This is a genomic window from Amycolatopsis jejuensis (genome assembly GCF_000717335.1).
In the GTDB taxonomy this organism is placed as follows: Bacteria; Actinomycetota; Actinomycetes; order Mycobacteriales; family Pseudonocardiaceae; genus Amycolatopsis; species Amycolatopsis jejuensis.
The window spans coordinates 17974-31663 of record NZ_JNYZ01000018.1 but is presented as its reverse complement, the minus strand read 5'-3'; the positions used below and the strand labels follow the sequence as shown (position 1 = coordinate 31663).

Annotated in this window: 11 protein-coding genes and 1 pseudogene; 2 read left to right on the top strand and 10 right to left on the bottom strand. The window is 69.8% G+C overall.

The window, feature by feature from the left end:
• Window positions 1-37 precede the first annotated feature (37 nt).
• Window positions 38-1459: pseudogene (locus tag OO71_RS46590) on the top strand (alpha-amylase family glycosyl hydrolase); the annotation flags it as partial.
• Here OO71_RS46590 and OO71_RS24390 read toward each other — a convergent pair.
• A complete protein-coding gene (locus OO71_RS24390; protein WP_033292205.1) occupies window positions 1428-2267 on the bottom strand; it encodes an alpha/beta hydrolase in 840 nt (279 codons plus the stop codon). The pseudogene OO71_RS46590 and the gene OO71_RS24390 overlap by 32 nt on opposite strands.
• A gap of 73 nt (window positions 2268-2340) precedes the next feature.
• Here OO71_RS24390 and OO71_RS24385 point away from each other — a divergent pair, with 73 nt between their 5' ends.
• Window positions 2341-2904, top strand: a complete 564-nt coding sequence (locus OO71_RS24385) for a TetR/AcrR family transcriptional regulator (protein WP_033292308.1) — start codon at window positions 2341-2343, stop codon at window positions 2902-2904.
• Window positions 2905-2910: 6 nt separating this feature from the next.
• On the opposite strand, the gene OO71_RS24380 is transcribed toward OO71_RS24385, so the two are convergent.
• The 9 genes from OO71_RS24380 to OO71_RS24340 form a co-directional block, all read right to left on the bottom strand.
• A complete protein-coding gene (locus tag OO71_RS24380; RefSeq protein WP_033292204.1) occupies window positions 2911-3981 on the bottom strand; it encodes an acyl-CoA dehydrogenase family protein in 1071 nt (356 codons plus the stop codon).
• Between the two features lie 12 nt (window positions 3982-3993).
• A complete protein-coding gene (locus tag OO71_RS24375; RefSeq protein ID WP_033292203.1) occupies window positions 3994-5154 on the bottom strand; it encodes an acyl-CoA dehydrogenase family protein in 1161 nt (386 codons plus the stop codon).
• A 25-nt stretch (window positions 5155-5179) separates the two neighbouring features.
• A complete protein-coding gene (locus OO71_RS24370) occupies window positions 5180-6061 on the bottom strand; it encodes an enoyl-CoA hydratase-related protein (RefSeq protein WP_033292202.1) in 882 nt (293 codons plus the stop codon).
• Window positions 6062-6067: 6 nt separating this feature from the next.
• On the bottom strand, window positions 6068-7753 hold the full coding sequence (locus OO71_RS24365; protein WP_033292201.1) for a class I adenylate-forming enzyme family protein: 1686 nt from the start codon (window positions 7751-7753) through the stop codon (window positions 6068-6070).
• Window positions 7754-7826: 73 nt separating this feature from the next.
• A complete protein-coding gene (locus OO71_RS24360; protein ID WP_051792057.1) occupies window positions 7827-9251 on the bottom strand; it encodes a class I adenylate-forming enzyme family protein in 1425 nt (474 codons plus the stop codon).
• A gap of 31 nt (window positions 9252-9282) precedes the next feature.
• Window positions 9283-9897, bottom strand: a complete 615-nt coding sequence (locus tag OO71_RS24355; protein WP_051792055.1) for a TetR/AcrR family transcriptional regulator — start codon at window positions 9895-9897, stop codon at window positions 9283-9285.
• 48 nt (window positions 9898-9945) lie between these two features.
• A complete protein-coding gene (locus tag OO71_RS24350) occupies window positions 9946-10770 on the bottom strand; it encodes an enoyl-CoA hydratase/isomerase family protein (RefSeq protein ID WP_033292200.1) in 825 nt (274 codons plus the stop codon).
• Window positions 10767-12362, bottom strand: coding sequence for an AMP-binding protein (locus tag OO71_RS24345; RefSeq protein ID WP_033292199.1), 1596 nt, complete (start codon window positions 12360-12362; stop codon window positions 10767-10769). Before OO71_RS24345 ends, OO71_RS24350 begins: the two co-directional genes overlap by 4 nt.
• Window positions 12359-13687, bottom strand: coding sequence for an FAS1-like dehydratase domain-containing protein (locus OO71_RS24340; protein ID WP_033292198.1), 1329 nt, complete (start codon window positions 13685-13687; stop codon window positions 12359-12361). The genes OO71_RS24345 and OO71_RS24340 overlap by 4 nt, the downstream gene beginning before the upstream one ends.
• Between the last annotated feature and the right edge of the window lie 3 nt (window positions 13688-13690).

Here is a 13690-nt window from a genome sequence, read left to right as displayed (position 1 = left end):
TCGAGCAGCTCGGGGTCGACGCCGCCCGTTCTATCCCTCCGCGCTCGCGGACGGCGGGTACGACGTGGACGACTACCGCGACATCGACCCGGTCATCGGCACCCTTGGCGAGTTCGACGACGTGGTCCGGGAACTGCACGCGCGCGGGATCAAGGTGATCGTCGACATCGTCCCCAACCACAGCTCCGACCGGCACGAACGGTTCCGCGCCGCACTGGCCGCGGGGCCGGGGTCCGCCGAACGCGAGCGCTACCACTTCCGCGACGGCCGCGGGGAGAACGGGGAGGAACCGCCGTCCGACTGGCAGTCTTTCCTCGGCGGCTCCGCCTGGGAACGGGTGCCGGACGGCCAGTGGTACCTGCACCTGTTCACGCCGCAGCAACCGGACTGGAACTGGGCCAACCCCGAGGTCCGCGCCGATTTCCTGCGGACGCTGCGATTCTGGGGTGACCGCGGCGTGGACGGATTCCGCGTCGACGTGGCGATGACGGTCACCAAAGACCTCCGCGAACCGCTCCCGCCGTGGAGCGAGATCGTCACCGGCCTTGCGGCGATCACCGGCCGCGCCGCGTCCTCCGCGAGCAGTTTCGCCGAGGGACACCATCCACTGTTCGATCGGGATGACGTCCAGACCGGGTACGCGGAATGGCGCGAGCTCTTCGATTCTTACGACCCGCCGCTCTTCGCCGTCGCCGAAGCGGTGGCGGAGCCGCATCGGCGATTGCGCAACGCCAGCAGGGAAAGTTTCGACCTGCTCGCCGCCCCGTGGGACGCGGAGTCCTTCGGCAAGGTCATCTCGCAGGAACTCGACCTGACCGCGTCGAGTACGTGGGTGCTGTCCAATCACGACGTGGAACGGCATGCGTCGCGATACGCCCCGGATTCGGCGCGCGCCGTCGGGCTGATGCGCGCGCGGGCCGCGACGTTGCTGACCCTCGCCTTGCCCGGGAGCGCTTATCTGTATCAGGGAGAAGAACTCGGGTTGCCGCAGGTGACGGACCTTCCTCGTGAGGTATGGCAGGATCCCGTCGCCCTCCGGTCCGACGCCGCCATCCCCTCGCGCGACGGGTGCCGGGTGCCGCTGCCGTGGACGTCGCAGGCGCCGTACTTCGGGTTCAGCAGCAGCGCTTCGCACCTGCCCCAACCGGCCTGGTTCGGCGAGTACTCCATCGAAGCCGAGCACGACGATCCCGGCTCGACGCTGAACCTGTACCGCGCCGCCCTCCGCATCCGCAAATCCTTCGCTGCCACCGAGGACTTCGCGTGGATCGACGCCGGACCGGACGCCCTGGCGTTCCGGCGGGACGGGATGGTGTCGGTGACCAACTTCGGAACCGCACCCATCAAGCGACCGAACGGGACTGTGCTGCTCTCCAGCCAACCGCTGCCGGACGAGGCGACCCTGCCCCCGGATACGACGGCCTGGCTCACCGGGCCCGGCAAGTCCGGAGGTAGCTGAGGAACGACGCCTGCAGGCCGGTCACGTGCGTTTCGTGCAGGACTGCGCTGGTGACACTGCGGGACGTCAAGCGATGCAGGACGGTGGCCGTGTTCCTCGTGATGGTTTGGTACACCGCCAGGTCGCCGAGAAGCTCCCGCTCGTTGAAGGTCACGTGCAGCTTGGCGTGCGGCGGGCGGTCCCCGATGGTGCCGAGCTGGCTGAAGATCTGGCTGTCTTCACTGGCGACCCCGGGGCTGCCCGCACCGATGCTCTCGAAAAGCGTGTTGCCGGTGAGCCAGGTGTAGAGGGTGAAAAGCCCGCCGTAGGAGTAGCCGAAGAGGCCGTGGCCGCTCGGGGAGGTGCGGTAATCGCGTTCGATGCGCGGGTGCAGTTCCCCGGTGAGGAAGCTGAGGAAGGTATCGGCGTGGGTGTCGCGTAGTTCGGCCAGGTAGGCGTCGGCGGTCTCCCGAGTCATCGCGCCTGATTGAAGGCCCGTTTCGACGGCATCGACGAGTTCTTGCGCGATCGGCTCGCCGGGTGGGACGAGGTCACGGTTGCGCAGCCGGGCCCAGTGCTGCGCTTCCTCGCCTGCGTAACCGACGCTGACCTGCAGGTACGGCTGGATCTGCTGCATCGGGTCGGCCTGGGTGACGATGAGCGGTGCCGTCTGGCCCACGGCCCAGTTGCCGTCGAGCACGTACACGGCAGGCAACGGCGTCGTGGCGGGGTCGTGGCCCGGTGGCGTGGTGACCCAGATGCCGTAGTCGCGCCCGCCGGTGGAACGCATCTCGAAATAGTCCGTGTCGGCCAGACAGCCTTGCCACATGGCGCTCCCTCCGTCAGCTGCAACCATGGGAGGCAGCACGGCATCGTTCTTTTCCAATGGATAAACTGTGGGAGTGGTCCTGTCAAGCACCGAACGCACGGGCGACGCCCGCGAGCGTCTCCTGTCCCGGCTTCTCGACGCCTTCGGCGAGGACCTTCCCTCGCCGGAGGTGTCGCTCCGGGAGATCGCCGCCCGGGCCGGGACCAGCCACGCCCTCCTGCGCTACCACTTCGGGTCGCTCCCGGGCGTGCTGGCGGCCATGCTCGAAGCACAGCGATCCCGCGACAACGAGACGCTTTTCGAGACCGCCCGGCACGGCACCTTCGATGACCTGGTCGTGGCGATCTGGCGGGTCTACACGCGTCCGGAGCAGCTGTCGCGGGTCCGCGGCTTCTTTCACGTCGCCGGATTGGCCGCGTACCGGCCGGAGGACTTTCGTGAGTTCATCGACTCGCTCGACGACCTGACCCGGCTGCTGGCTTCGCTCGCGGAACGTGCAGGGCGCGACGCCGGGGAAGCGCAGACCGTAGCCACCGTCGCCATTGCCGCGATTCGTGGCCTGATGCTGCAGGAGGTCCTGAGCCCGGGAGCCTGCACGGAGGACGCCGTCGCTCTGATTCTGCGCATGAGCAGGTGAGCGGCGTCAGATTCCGAGCGCCTGCCCGACGAGATCCCGGTGGTATCCCGGGGAACCGAGCAGCAGCTGGCTCGACTTCGCCCGCTTGAAATACAACTGCACGGAATGCTCCCACGTGAACCCGATGCCGCCGAAGATCTGGAGCGCTTCCGCGGCAGTCCGGTAGTAGGCGTCGGAGCAGTAGGCTTTCGCGACACTCGCCGCCAGTTCGAGGTCGGCCGCGTCGGTGGCGATGGCCACGGCGGCGGCCTCCGCGGCGGCGCGGCAGGTTTCGACGTCGACCAGCATGTCGGCCAGTTTGTGTTTGACGGCCTGGAAACTCCCGATCGGGCGGCCGAACTGGACGCGGGTCTTGGCGTAGTCCACCGCCATGTCCAGGACCCGCTGCGCGCCACCCGTCTGCTCGGCGGCGAGTGCGACCCCGGCAGTCAAAAGGGTGCGGTGCAAGGGAGCCGCACCGGGCGTTCCGATCAGCCGGGCAGGCGTGTCGGCCAGGTCCACCGTCGCGAGCTTGCGCGTCTGGTCCATGGTGAGTTCCGCAGTGACGGTGAGGCCAGGCGCCTCCCGTTCGACCGCGAACAGCGAGAGCCCTTCGTCGTCCTGCGCGGTGACCAGGATCAGGTCGGCGACGTGTGCGTCGGCGACATAGCGTTTACGTCCGGTGAGCTTCCCCGACCTGGCCCTCGTGTCCCGCCCGGCATCGGACTCGCTGAACGCCAGCGTGGCAATTGACTCTCCGCCGGCGATGCCCGGGAGGTACTCCGCCATCGCCGCCTTGTCCCCGGACTGCTGCAATGCCGTTGCGGCAAGGGCGACCGAGGCGAAGAGCGGGGACGGGGTGAGCAGCCGGCCGTGTTCCTCGAACACGACCGCCAGCACGTCGAACCCGGCTCCGCTCCCGCCGTGCTCCTCGGCGATCGCGAGACCGGCCAGACCCAGCTGCTCGGTCATTTGCCGCCAGACCGCCGGGTCGTAGCCGACGGGGTCGGCCATCAGCCGGCGCACCTCGCGTTCGTCGCTGCGCTCGTCCAGGAACCTGCGCACCGTGCGGCGCAGTTCGTCGATCTCGTCGCTCATCGGAAACCGCCCTCAGCCTCGCGGAACTTCGGACCACGGCCGGTCCTTGTCGGCCCGGGGTTCGGGCGGCAGGCCGAGGATCCGCTCGGCCAGGATGGTGCGCATGATCTCGGTCGTGCCGCCTTCGATGGAGTTCGCGCGGGACCGGAGGAAGCGGCGGCGGACGTCCCCGCCGTCGATCCCCTGTCCCCAGCCTTCCGGCACCCGGGTCGTGTAGTCGTCGTACAGCAGGCTTTCGCCGCCGAGCAGGTCCATGCACAGCTCGTACCCGGCCTTGTTGATCTCCGCGTAGCCGATCTTGCCGATCGACCCCTGCGGCCCGGCGGTGTCCGTGGTGGCCCGCGCGTTCGTCAGCCGCAGTACCCGGGCCCGGATCCACAACCGGATCAGCCGGGCGCGCAGCTCGGGGTCCCGGCGCAGCTCGGCCGAGTCCCGCGCGAGCTCCAGTGCCAGATCGACCGGACCGGAACCGCCCGACCCGAACATCACCCGCTCGTTCATCAGCGTCGAGACGCACACCTTCCACCCGGCGCCGACGTCGCCGATCCGGCAGCTGTCCGGAATCCGCACGTCCGTGAGGTAGACCTCGGTGAACTCGGCGTCGCCGGTCATCTGCCGCAGCGGCCGGACCTCCACCCCGGGCAGGCTCAGGTCGAGTGCGAAGTAGGTCAGGCCTCGATGTTTCGGGACGTCTGGATCGGTGCGGGCCACCAGCATCCCGATCTCCGAGACGTGCGCCATCGAGCTCCACACCTTCTGGCCGTTGACGATCCACTCGTCGCCGTCGCGCACGGCACGCGTGGCCACCGCGGCGAGGTCGGAGCCCGCTCCCGGTTCGGAGAACAGCTGGCACCAGTGCTCGTCGCCGAGGAAGATCGGCCGGAGGTACCGCTCGATCTGGGCGGCGGTGCCCCAGGCGGCAATCGTCGGGGCGCCCATGGCATAGGCCAGCGGGTTGCGGGCCCGCCCGTTCGGCGCGCCTTCCGCGTCGATCCGGGCGAAGATCCCGGACTGCTGCGCCCGCGGGAGGCCGAGCCCGCCGCTGCCTTCCGGCAGATGCACCCACGCCAGGCCCGCGTCGAACTGGGCACTCAGGAATTCCCGCCGGCCGGCAGGCCAATGGTCACGGAAAAGGGTGTCCAGTGCATCCCGGACGACGGCCTCGATAGTCACGGCTTTGCTCCTCCCGGCACGGCGATCAGCGGAAACCTTCCCGGCGGAAGGCGCCGTCCCGCCATTCCAGGGCGGCTTTGAGACCGGACTCCATGAGGATCCGGCCGAATTCCCGGGCGTCCGGCCGGATCGACCCGCTCAGCAGGTGCCACGACCACGCCTGGCCGAAATGGGTCTGCATGCCCATGATGTCGTACGCCTGGTTCACCGACTGCTTGTTCGCCGACAGCAGCGACACCGGAATGCCCGACAGGGCACGGAGTTCCCGCTGGACCGCCTCCTCGAGCTCCTCAGGTGGGAAACTCTTGGCGACCCAGCCCATCCGGGCCGCTTCGGCACCGCTCACCGAGTTTCCGGTCAGCTGCAGGTACTTCGCCTGCGCCATCGTCATCTTCCACGGGAAGAACGGCACGTCCGGGGTCGACATCCCGCGCATCGGCGGGTACCCGAGCACGGCGTCGTCGGCCACGAAGGCGATGTCGCACAACGACATCAGCTCGGTCCCACCGGCGAGACAGTCGCCGTGCACCAGCGCGACGACCGGTTTGAGCAAGGTCCAGATGTGCATCAGGTCGCGCAGGCAGCTGCGGGCCCACTGATCCGTCCAGCCGGCGAACTCCGGCGACGACACCCAGCCCTGCGGACGCTGGTCTTCGTCGCGGTAGTAGTCCCGGTTCTTGCCGGCCGCAGGCGGTGGTGAAATGTCGTATCCCGAGCAGAAGGACGGCCCGGCGGCCCGGATCAGGACCACGCTCACCACGTCGTCGTTCTCCGCGGTGTGCAACGCTTCCCGGATCTCCCGGCGCATCCGGTAGCTGAGGCAGTTGCGCTTCTCCGGCACATTCAGCGTGATGGTCGCGACCCGGTCCGCGACCCCATAGAGAATCTCGTGGTACTCCGTGCTCATCGGCGGTCATCCCCCGCTCTTCCGGTGGCCGGCTTGCAGCTCGCGTTTGAGCACCTTGCCCGCGGCATTGCGGGGCAACGGATCGGCCGTGAACGCCCACCGCGTCGGTACCTTGAACGCGGCGAGACGGGCAGCCGCATACGATCGCAGCTCCGCCGGCGCAGACTCACCGCGGACCGTCGCCGTCACCTCCTCGCCCCAGGTTTCGTGCGGCATCCCGTAGACGGACACTTCGACGACGCCGGGTGCAGCGAGCAGGACGTCCTCGACCTCGCTGCAATACACGTTCTCCCCCGCCCGGATGATGACGTCCTTGATCCGGTCCACAATGGACAGGAAACCCGCTTCGTCGCGGACCACCAGATCGCCGGAGCGGAACCAGCCGTCGCCGGTGAACGCGCCGGATTCGCGGTTCCAGTAGCCCCGCGCGACGTTCGGGCCCCTGAACCACGCCTCCCCCGCTTCCCCCGGCGCCACCTCGTCGCCGTTCTCGCCGACGATCCGGATTTCCGAAGTGGGATAAGGCAGTCCCACGGCCTGCGGGTTTCCGGCGAGGTCGGCCGATCCGATCCGGACCATCGGGCCGGTCGTCTCGGTGAGCCCGTACGCCGTTCCCGTCGCCAGCCTGCCGCCGGACGCGGTGGTGATCCGCCGGACCAGTGACGAGGAGACCTGTGCGCCACCGGTACCCACCAGCCGCAGCGACGACGTGTCCCGCGGGCTGTGCTCCAGCGCATCCAGGAGCTGCTCCACCACGGTCGGGACTCCACTGGTCGAGGTCACGCGGTACTTCTCGATCAGTTCGACCGCCCGGACGGCATCCCACTTGCGCAGGAGGACCGTCGTGATGCCCAGGTACGGATTGAGGAAGGACATCGGCAACCCGGCGATGTGGAACAGCGGGCTGGTGACGAGCGTGCAGCCGGCCGGGGCCGGACCGGTGAGCGAGATCAGGCGCCGCTCGACCTCCCGGGTGAAGAGGGTGTTCATGATGCCCGCGACGTGTGCCCGGTGCGTCGCAACCGCGCCCTTGGGCCTTCCGGTGGTACCTGAGGTGTAGATGATCGTGCAGTCACTGTCGGGGTCGATGGCCGCACCGGACAGGTCCACGCCGACCGGCTGGGTGTCCAGCATGGCTTCCAGGGTTTCGTCTCCGGTCACCTCGCCGGGGGCCCGCACCTCGACGACCATCCGCAGGCCGGGCAGATCGTCACGCACCTGCTGGATCCGGCTCGCCCGTTCGGCGTCGCATACGACGACGCGGGCGGCACAGTCGTTCAGCGCAGCCGCCAGCTCCCCGGCCACCAGCCACGCATTGAGCGGTACCGCAATGGCTCCGAGGCTGACGATCGCACCGAAGACAATGGGCCACTCCGGCAGGTTGCGCATGGCGAGCGCGACCCGGTCACCGGGCCGTACTCCCAAATCCTCGTGAAGCACCTTCGCGACCCGGGTGATCCGGTCGAGGAACTCCGGCCACGAGCACGTCTCGTCCTCGTACGCGAGCGCGATGCCGTCGCCGTGTCCTGCCGCGGCGGCCAGAAACGTCCGCACGTCGTTCGGCGCATTCGCGTAGACCCGGTACGGAATCCCCCGGACGTCGAGGGTTTCCACCGCGTACGGGCCATCGGGAGCGGTCAGCATCCGGATGATCCCGGCCCGCTGATCGGGGTCCTGACGAGCGGACTGCATCCTGGCATCCTCCGAATCCGGCCGACGTGATCGACACTACGTCGGTTGCCATCAATCAGTCAATAACCGACCATTAGTCGGCGCGCGACCCATCCTCGAAAAGCCGCCGCAGGCCAGGTCGGCTGACCTTGTGCGAATCGGTCTCCGGAAGGGCGCCGACCACTCGCACCACCGCCGGAACCTGGTACGGCGCAACGCGAGCGCGCAGCCATTCGGTCAGCTCGGCCGCAGTCGGCGCGCCGGCCCCGGCAATGACCGTCACGGCCACCGCGGGCACCTGGCCGAGACGGCGGTCGGGCAGGCCGACGGCACCGGCGGCACGAACGCCGGGGTGCGCACCGACGATCCGCTCGAGTTCGCCGAGCGGGACTTTGAACCCGCCGCGGACGATGACGTCGTCCGCTCTGCCGTCGAGATACAGGAACCCGTCCTCGTCGATGCGCGCCAGATCGTTGGTACGAATCCATTCCGTGGCCCGGGACGCGCGCACCTCGAGCAATCCGGGCGCACCCACCGGGCATTCGCCGCCTCCGGGGTCGACGATCCGAAGGCGCACCCCGCGTTTCGCGCGGCCGACGCTGCCCCGTTTGCGCTTCGCCCACTGCCGGTGGTCGTCGAGCGTCCACCCGGCGACCGGACCGCCGAACTCGGTCGCGCCGTATTTGACCAGGACCGGTATGCCGAACCGGGCCTCGAACTGTTCCTGCAGCTGCGGGGTGACCGGCGCGGAGCCGGTCGGCCAGGCCTCGATGCTCGCCAGGTCGGCCGGGTCGACGTCGGCGTCCAGCAGCATCTGCATCGCCGCGGGCGGCAGTCCGAGGTACCGCGGCCGGAGCTCGCGGACCAGCGCCACCCACGCCCCGGCCTCGAACCGTTCCAGCAAAGCCAGCGGACGACCGGCGGCCAGCGCTCCGAGCACGATGCGCAGACCGGAAATGGTGGTACTCGGCATCGCGTTGATCACGACCTCGCCGGGCGCGCCCACGCGGGGCGCCGGAAGGTCGGCCCAGGCCATCGGAATGCGTTTGGGCGGACCGGTCGTCCCGCTCGTCGAGACGACGATCGCGGCGCCGGGGAACTCGACCGGGCGCGGCGCCGTGGTACTTCCCGGCCGCCGAGCTGCGGTCAGGGTTCCGTCTGCCCGGCAGCCGAGTTCGATCCCGCCGTGGTCCGCCAGCTCCGGCGACCAGTCGGTGGCATCGGCGACCACCGCGGCGCACCCGCGGACGGCCGCGGCAATGGCACCGGGAGGTTGAATGGGGGAAACGAGCTGCGTTGTCCGGCCGGTACCGAGCAGGCCCACCAGTGCCCCGACGGTCGCCGGCCGGTTGCGCAGGACGAGCGCCACCGGGCCGTCCGGCAGGTCGGCGAGAGGCGCGCGCAACTCGGCGATCTGCCGCCAGGTCGACCAGACTCTGGACAGCCCCACCGCAGGTTCGTCGCGGCGAGCGCGGAACACCGCAGCCAGGCTTTCCGCATAGCCGTCCGCCCCCGTCATCGCAGCCGCTCCCGGGAGGGCGGCCAGCGGGTCAGGGCCGGTCGGCGCGGAACGCGTTGATCATCGTGGTGACCACGGCCGTCATCTCCTTGCGGGCGGCCTTCCGGTCCTTCGCATGGGCGACGTACATGACCGACTCGCTCAGCGCCGCGATGATCCCGTGCTCCACCGCCGCCGGGGACATCCGCTTGATCAGCTCGGCGTCCATGTACCGCCCGATCGCCTCCGTGACGCCGACCAGCGAGATGTCCCGCTGGATCTCCCGCCACCTGGCCCAGCCCAGCACCGCCGGGCCGTCGATCAGGATGATCTGGCGGAAGGCCTCGTCGGTGGAGGCGGCCTCGACGTACCGCAGCGCGAGCTTGACGAACCGGTCCCACTCGTCGGTTCCGGTGATCTTCGGCTTCGCCAGGCGCTCCCCGTACTCGGAAAGCACCTCGATCAGCACTGCCTCGAACAGTTCCCGCTTCGACTTGAAGTGGTGGTACATCGCGCCTTTGGACACGCCCGCGCCGGCCACCACCTCGTCGGTGCTGGCGGCTTGGTACCCGATCGTGGAGAACATCTCGCGCCCCACCCGGATCAGAGCCGCCCGGGTTTCGGCGACGTGGCGGGCACTGAGGCTTTCGGTGCGGGCAGCAGGCATACGGCCACCCTACAAGACCGCCGGTCGGGAACCGACGGGGACGCGCGCTCACGGCTGCCCGCCGTCGTACCACCTCGGCGGCCTGCGTTCGGCGAACGCCCGCGGCCCTTCGGTGGCATCCGGGTGCGCCCACTGCATGCGCACGTAGGCCCAGCCCAGCTCGGTCGCCTGGGCGTACCCCATGTCCAGCGACCGCCAGATGGCCTGCTGGGACAGCGACTGGGCCCGGGGCGAGACGGCCATGAGCTGCCGGGCCATCTCCTCCGCCGTGGCGAGCAAGGCGCCGGGGGTGGTGAGCTCGTCGACCAGGCCGAGCTGGTACGCCCGCTCGGCGGAGAGGCGGTACGCCCGCCCCATCAACGTCATCCGCAGCGCCGTGCCGAGCGGCAGGCGTTTGGCAAGGCCGATGTTCTCGATCGCGCCGACCTGCCCGACGTCCACGTGGGTGTCGCAGAAGGCGGCGGTTTCGGCGGCGATCACCAGGTCGGCATCGACGACGAAGTGCAACCCGGCGCTCGCGGCCAGCCCGTTCACCGCACAGATCACCGGTTTCCAGACCCCGCGGTGGCGGGCGGTGAAGGAGTTCACCTCTTCGAACGGACGGTCGTCCGGCGAGACCGGCTCACCGCGCCGGTCCTGCGCGACCCGATGGCTCAGGTCGGCGCCGGTGCAGAAGTGCTTGTCACCGGCTCCGGTGACGACGGCGACGCGGACGGCCGGATCGTCACGCACGTCGTCCCAGGCCCAGGTGAGCGCGTGGCGCAGAGCGGGCGACAGCGCGTTGCCGCGATCCGGGCGGTCGAGGGTAAGCCACGCGATGCCGTCGACCTTGCGGTATCCGAGCCCGCTGTCGCGGTGGGCGGAGGGGATCATCCGGTCCGGCTCCCTTGCGGTCGGTGCCGGTCCCACGTCGCGGCGGTGACGCCCGCCGCGCGCAGCACCGGCTTGCGGATTTTGTTGGTGGCCGTGACGGGCAGCTCCGGGCAGATCTCCACGTAGCGCGGCACGGCGTACGACGGGAGCCGGTCGCGGAGAAAGCCGATCAGCTCGTCCATCGCGAGGTCGGCGTCCGGGCGCAGCACGAGGCAGAGCTTGATGTCCTGGTCGCCCGGCACCTCCTCGGACGGCAGCCCGACCGCGGCACCGCGCAGGACCGCCGGATGCTCCAGAACGACCCGCTCGACCTCGACCGACGAGATGTTCTCGCCGTGCCGCCGGATGACGTCGGCGGCCCGGTCGACGTGCTGGAACGTGCCCTCGCCGGTCTGCACGAAGAGATCGCCGGTGTGGTACCAGCCGTTGCGCCACGCCCGGGCGGTGGCCGCGGGATCGCCGAGGTAACCCAGCATGGTTTCCCACGGCCGGTCCGGCCGGACGACGAGCTCGCCGACCGCACCCGGCGGGACCGGGAGATCGTCGCCGTCGACCAGCCGCGCCGTGACGCCCGGCCGCACGTATCCGGTGGGCGCGTCCTCCGCGGGATCGAGCCCGGTCATCAGCGGGGAGCACTGCTCGGTGCCGTTGTAGTACCGGTACCGGTGCGGCACCCCGAACCGCGCGCACCACCGGTCGAGCCCCTTCGAGAACGTTCCGGTCAGCACGATCCGCAGCGGGTTGTCGGCGTCGTCCGGCCTCGGCTGCTTCTTCTCGAGGAAGGTCGCGGCCGCGGGGGTGAAAGTCGCATGAGTGACGCCGTAACGGCGGACCGTGTCCCAGAAGCTGTCGATCCGTACCTTGGGCACGACCACCCACCGAGCACCCAGCTGCAGCACGGCCAGGAAGCTCAGCAGGGCGCCGACGTGGTAGAGCGGCATATCGCCGAGGAGCACCTCGTCGGCGTCGAGAAAGGGCAGCATGCTGTGCTCGATCTGCGCGGCGAGCTGGCCGTACGGCGAAAGCACTGCCTTGGGCGGGCCGGTCGTGCCGGACGTGAAGATCGCCGCGTACGGGTCCCAGATGTGCAGGCCGGGATCATCGGGAGGGTCTGCGGGGGCGGCCTCGATCAGCTCGTTCATGGCGACGAACCGGCTTCCGCGCGGCGTGAATTCGCCGAGCACTCCGACGGTCGGCGGCAGGTCCGGGCTCTCGGCCGCTTCGAGCCGGGGCAGGTAATCCGCTTGGCACACCAGGAACTTCGGCTTGGTCACCGAGAGCCCGTGCCGGAGGTGGTCGGCTTGCCACGCCGGGTGCAGCGGGGAGTAGACCCCGCCCAGTTTGGTCGTGCCCAGTAAGGTCTGGACCACTCCCTGGGTGTTGTCGCCGAGCACCGCCACGCGGTCGCCCCGTCCGACCCCGTGTGCGCGGAGGACCGCCGCGCACCGGTTCGCCGCGCGATCGGCATCGGCCCACGTCCAGGCGGCATTCTCCTCGGGGAACACAGCGAACTGCCGGTCACCGTGGTCGCGCGCGTGTGCCTCGAGCAGGTACCGGAAGACGATCTCGCTGCTGCGCCGGGGATCGCTCATGCTGTTCCCGCGAACCGGGCGATCTCGGCCCGCAGCAGGTCGACCGGGTCGCCGGGGACCGGCGGAGCCCAGCCGAGGCCGGCGTCCTTGCCCGGAAGCACCACCTCGGCCGTGGCCGGGGACGTCACTTCCCCGCGCTGGTTCTCGCACCACAGCTTGACCGCGACCCGGTGCTGCCCGCCGGTGACGCGCTTGCCGGTGACCTCGCCCTTGAGCCAGGTCGTGTCGCCGATGTAGTTGTACTTGCGGTGCTCCACGTCGATCGAGCTGATCCAGGACCGGTCGCCCGCCCAATGGGTGAGCAGCTGGCACAGCCAGGTCTCGCGCAGCGCCCCGTAGTCGTAGCGCTCGGCTGCGCCGACCCGCTGGGCCCAGTCCTTGTCCCAGTGCATGCGCTGCACGATGTCGGGAACGTTGTACTCGTTGCGGGTGTAGAGGCCGGGCGTTTCGACCCGCCGCTCGTAGGCGAGCCGGAAGGCGTAGGTCGGAAAACCCTGTCCCCACCCGGCGTGCCACAGGATGATGTCGGTCTGCCGGAGCGGACCCTTGACCAGCACCGGCAACCGGTCGCCCACCTGCACGTCGTCCCAGTGCAGGAGGCTGCTTCCCCGGCGGCTCTCCGCCGCGTAGGCGGCATCGATCTCGGCCAGCTGTTCGTCGGTGTACGGCTCGGCGCTGGGTTGCACCCGCTTGCGCGGCACGCCTTCGCCGTTCGCCTGCCGCCGCTCGGTCCGTACCCAGGTGCCGCGCTGCAGGTGCACCGGCAGCCGGTCCTGGTTCCACGTGACGAGTCCCCAGGTCACGTGCACCGCCCGCCCGCTCTTGCGGCTGGGCCGGTCCTCGACGGCGAGGATCGTCCGCTTGCCGTAGAGCCGGTCGCCGGCTTCGAGCGGCCGGTAGAACTCGTACTCGACCCGGGACTGGACGGAACCGGTCCCGCGCAACGGGTCCCCGGCGAACAGCTCCCGCCCGGCCGCGGTCAACCTGCGCGGCGGCTCGTCGCCGCCGCCGAGGACGACCTCCTGGTCGGTCTGCGGGTCGCACATGGTCCAGACGAAGGTCGGCGGTGCGATCAGGCCGCGCCAGGAACTCGCCTCGGCATAGGCCGGATCGCAGTACAGCGGGTTGTCGTCGCCGTACCCGTTGACGAAATGCCGCACCGCGTCAGGGGTGACGACCTGGTTGTAGCCATTCGTGACCGGACGCCAGGCGGCACGGGAAATCTCGGCCGGGGCGAAGTTGGCCGGGTCGAGATCGGCGCCCACCCGCAGGCGGAGGCGGCGGATCTTCTCGTCGGTGATGAGACCGTATTCCGGATCAGGCAAGGC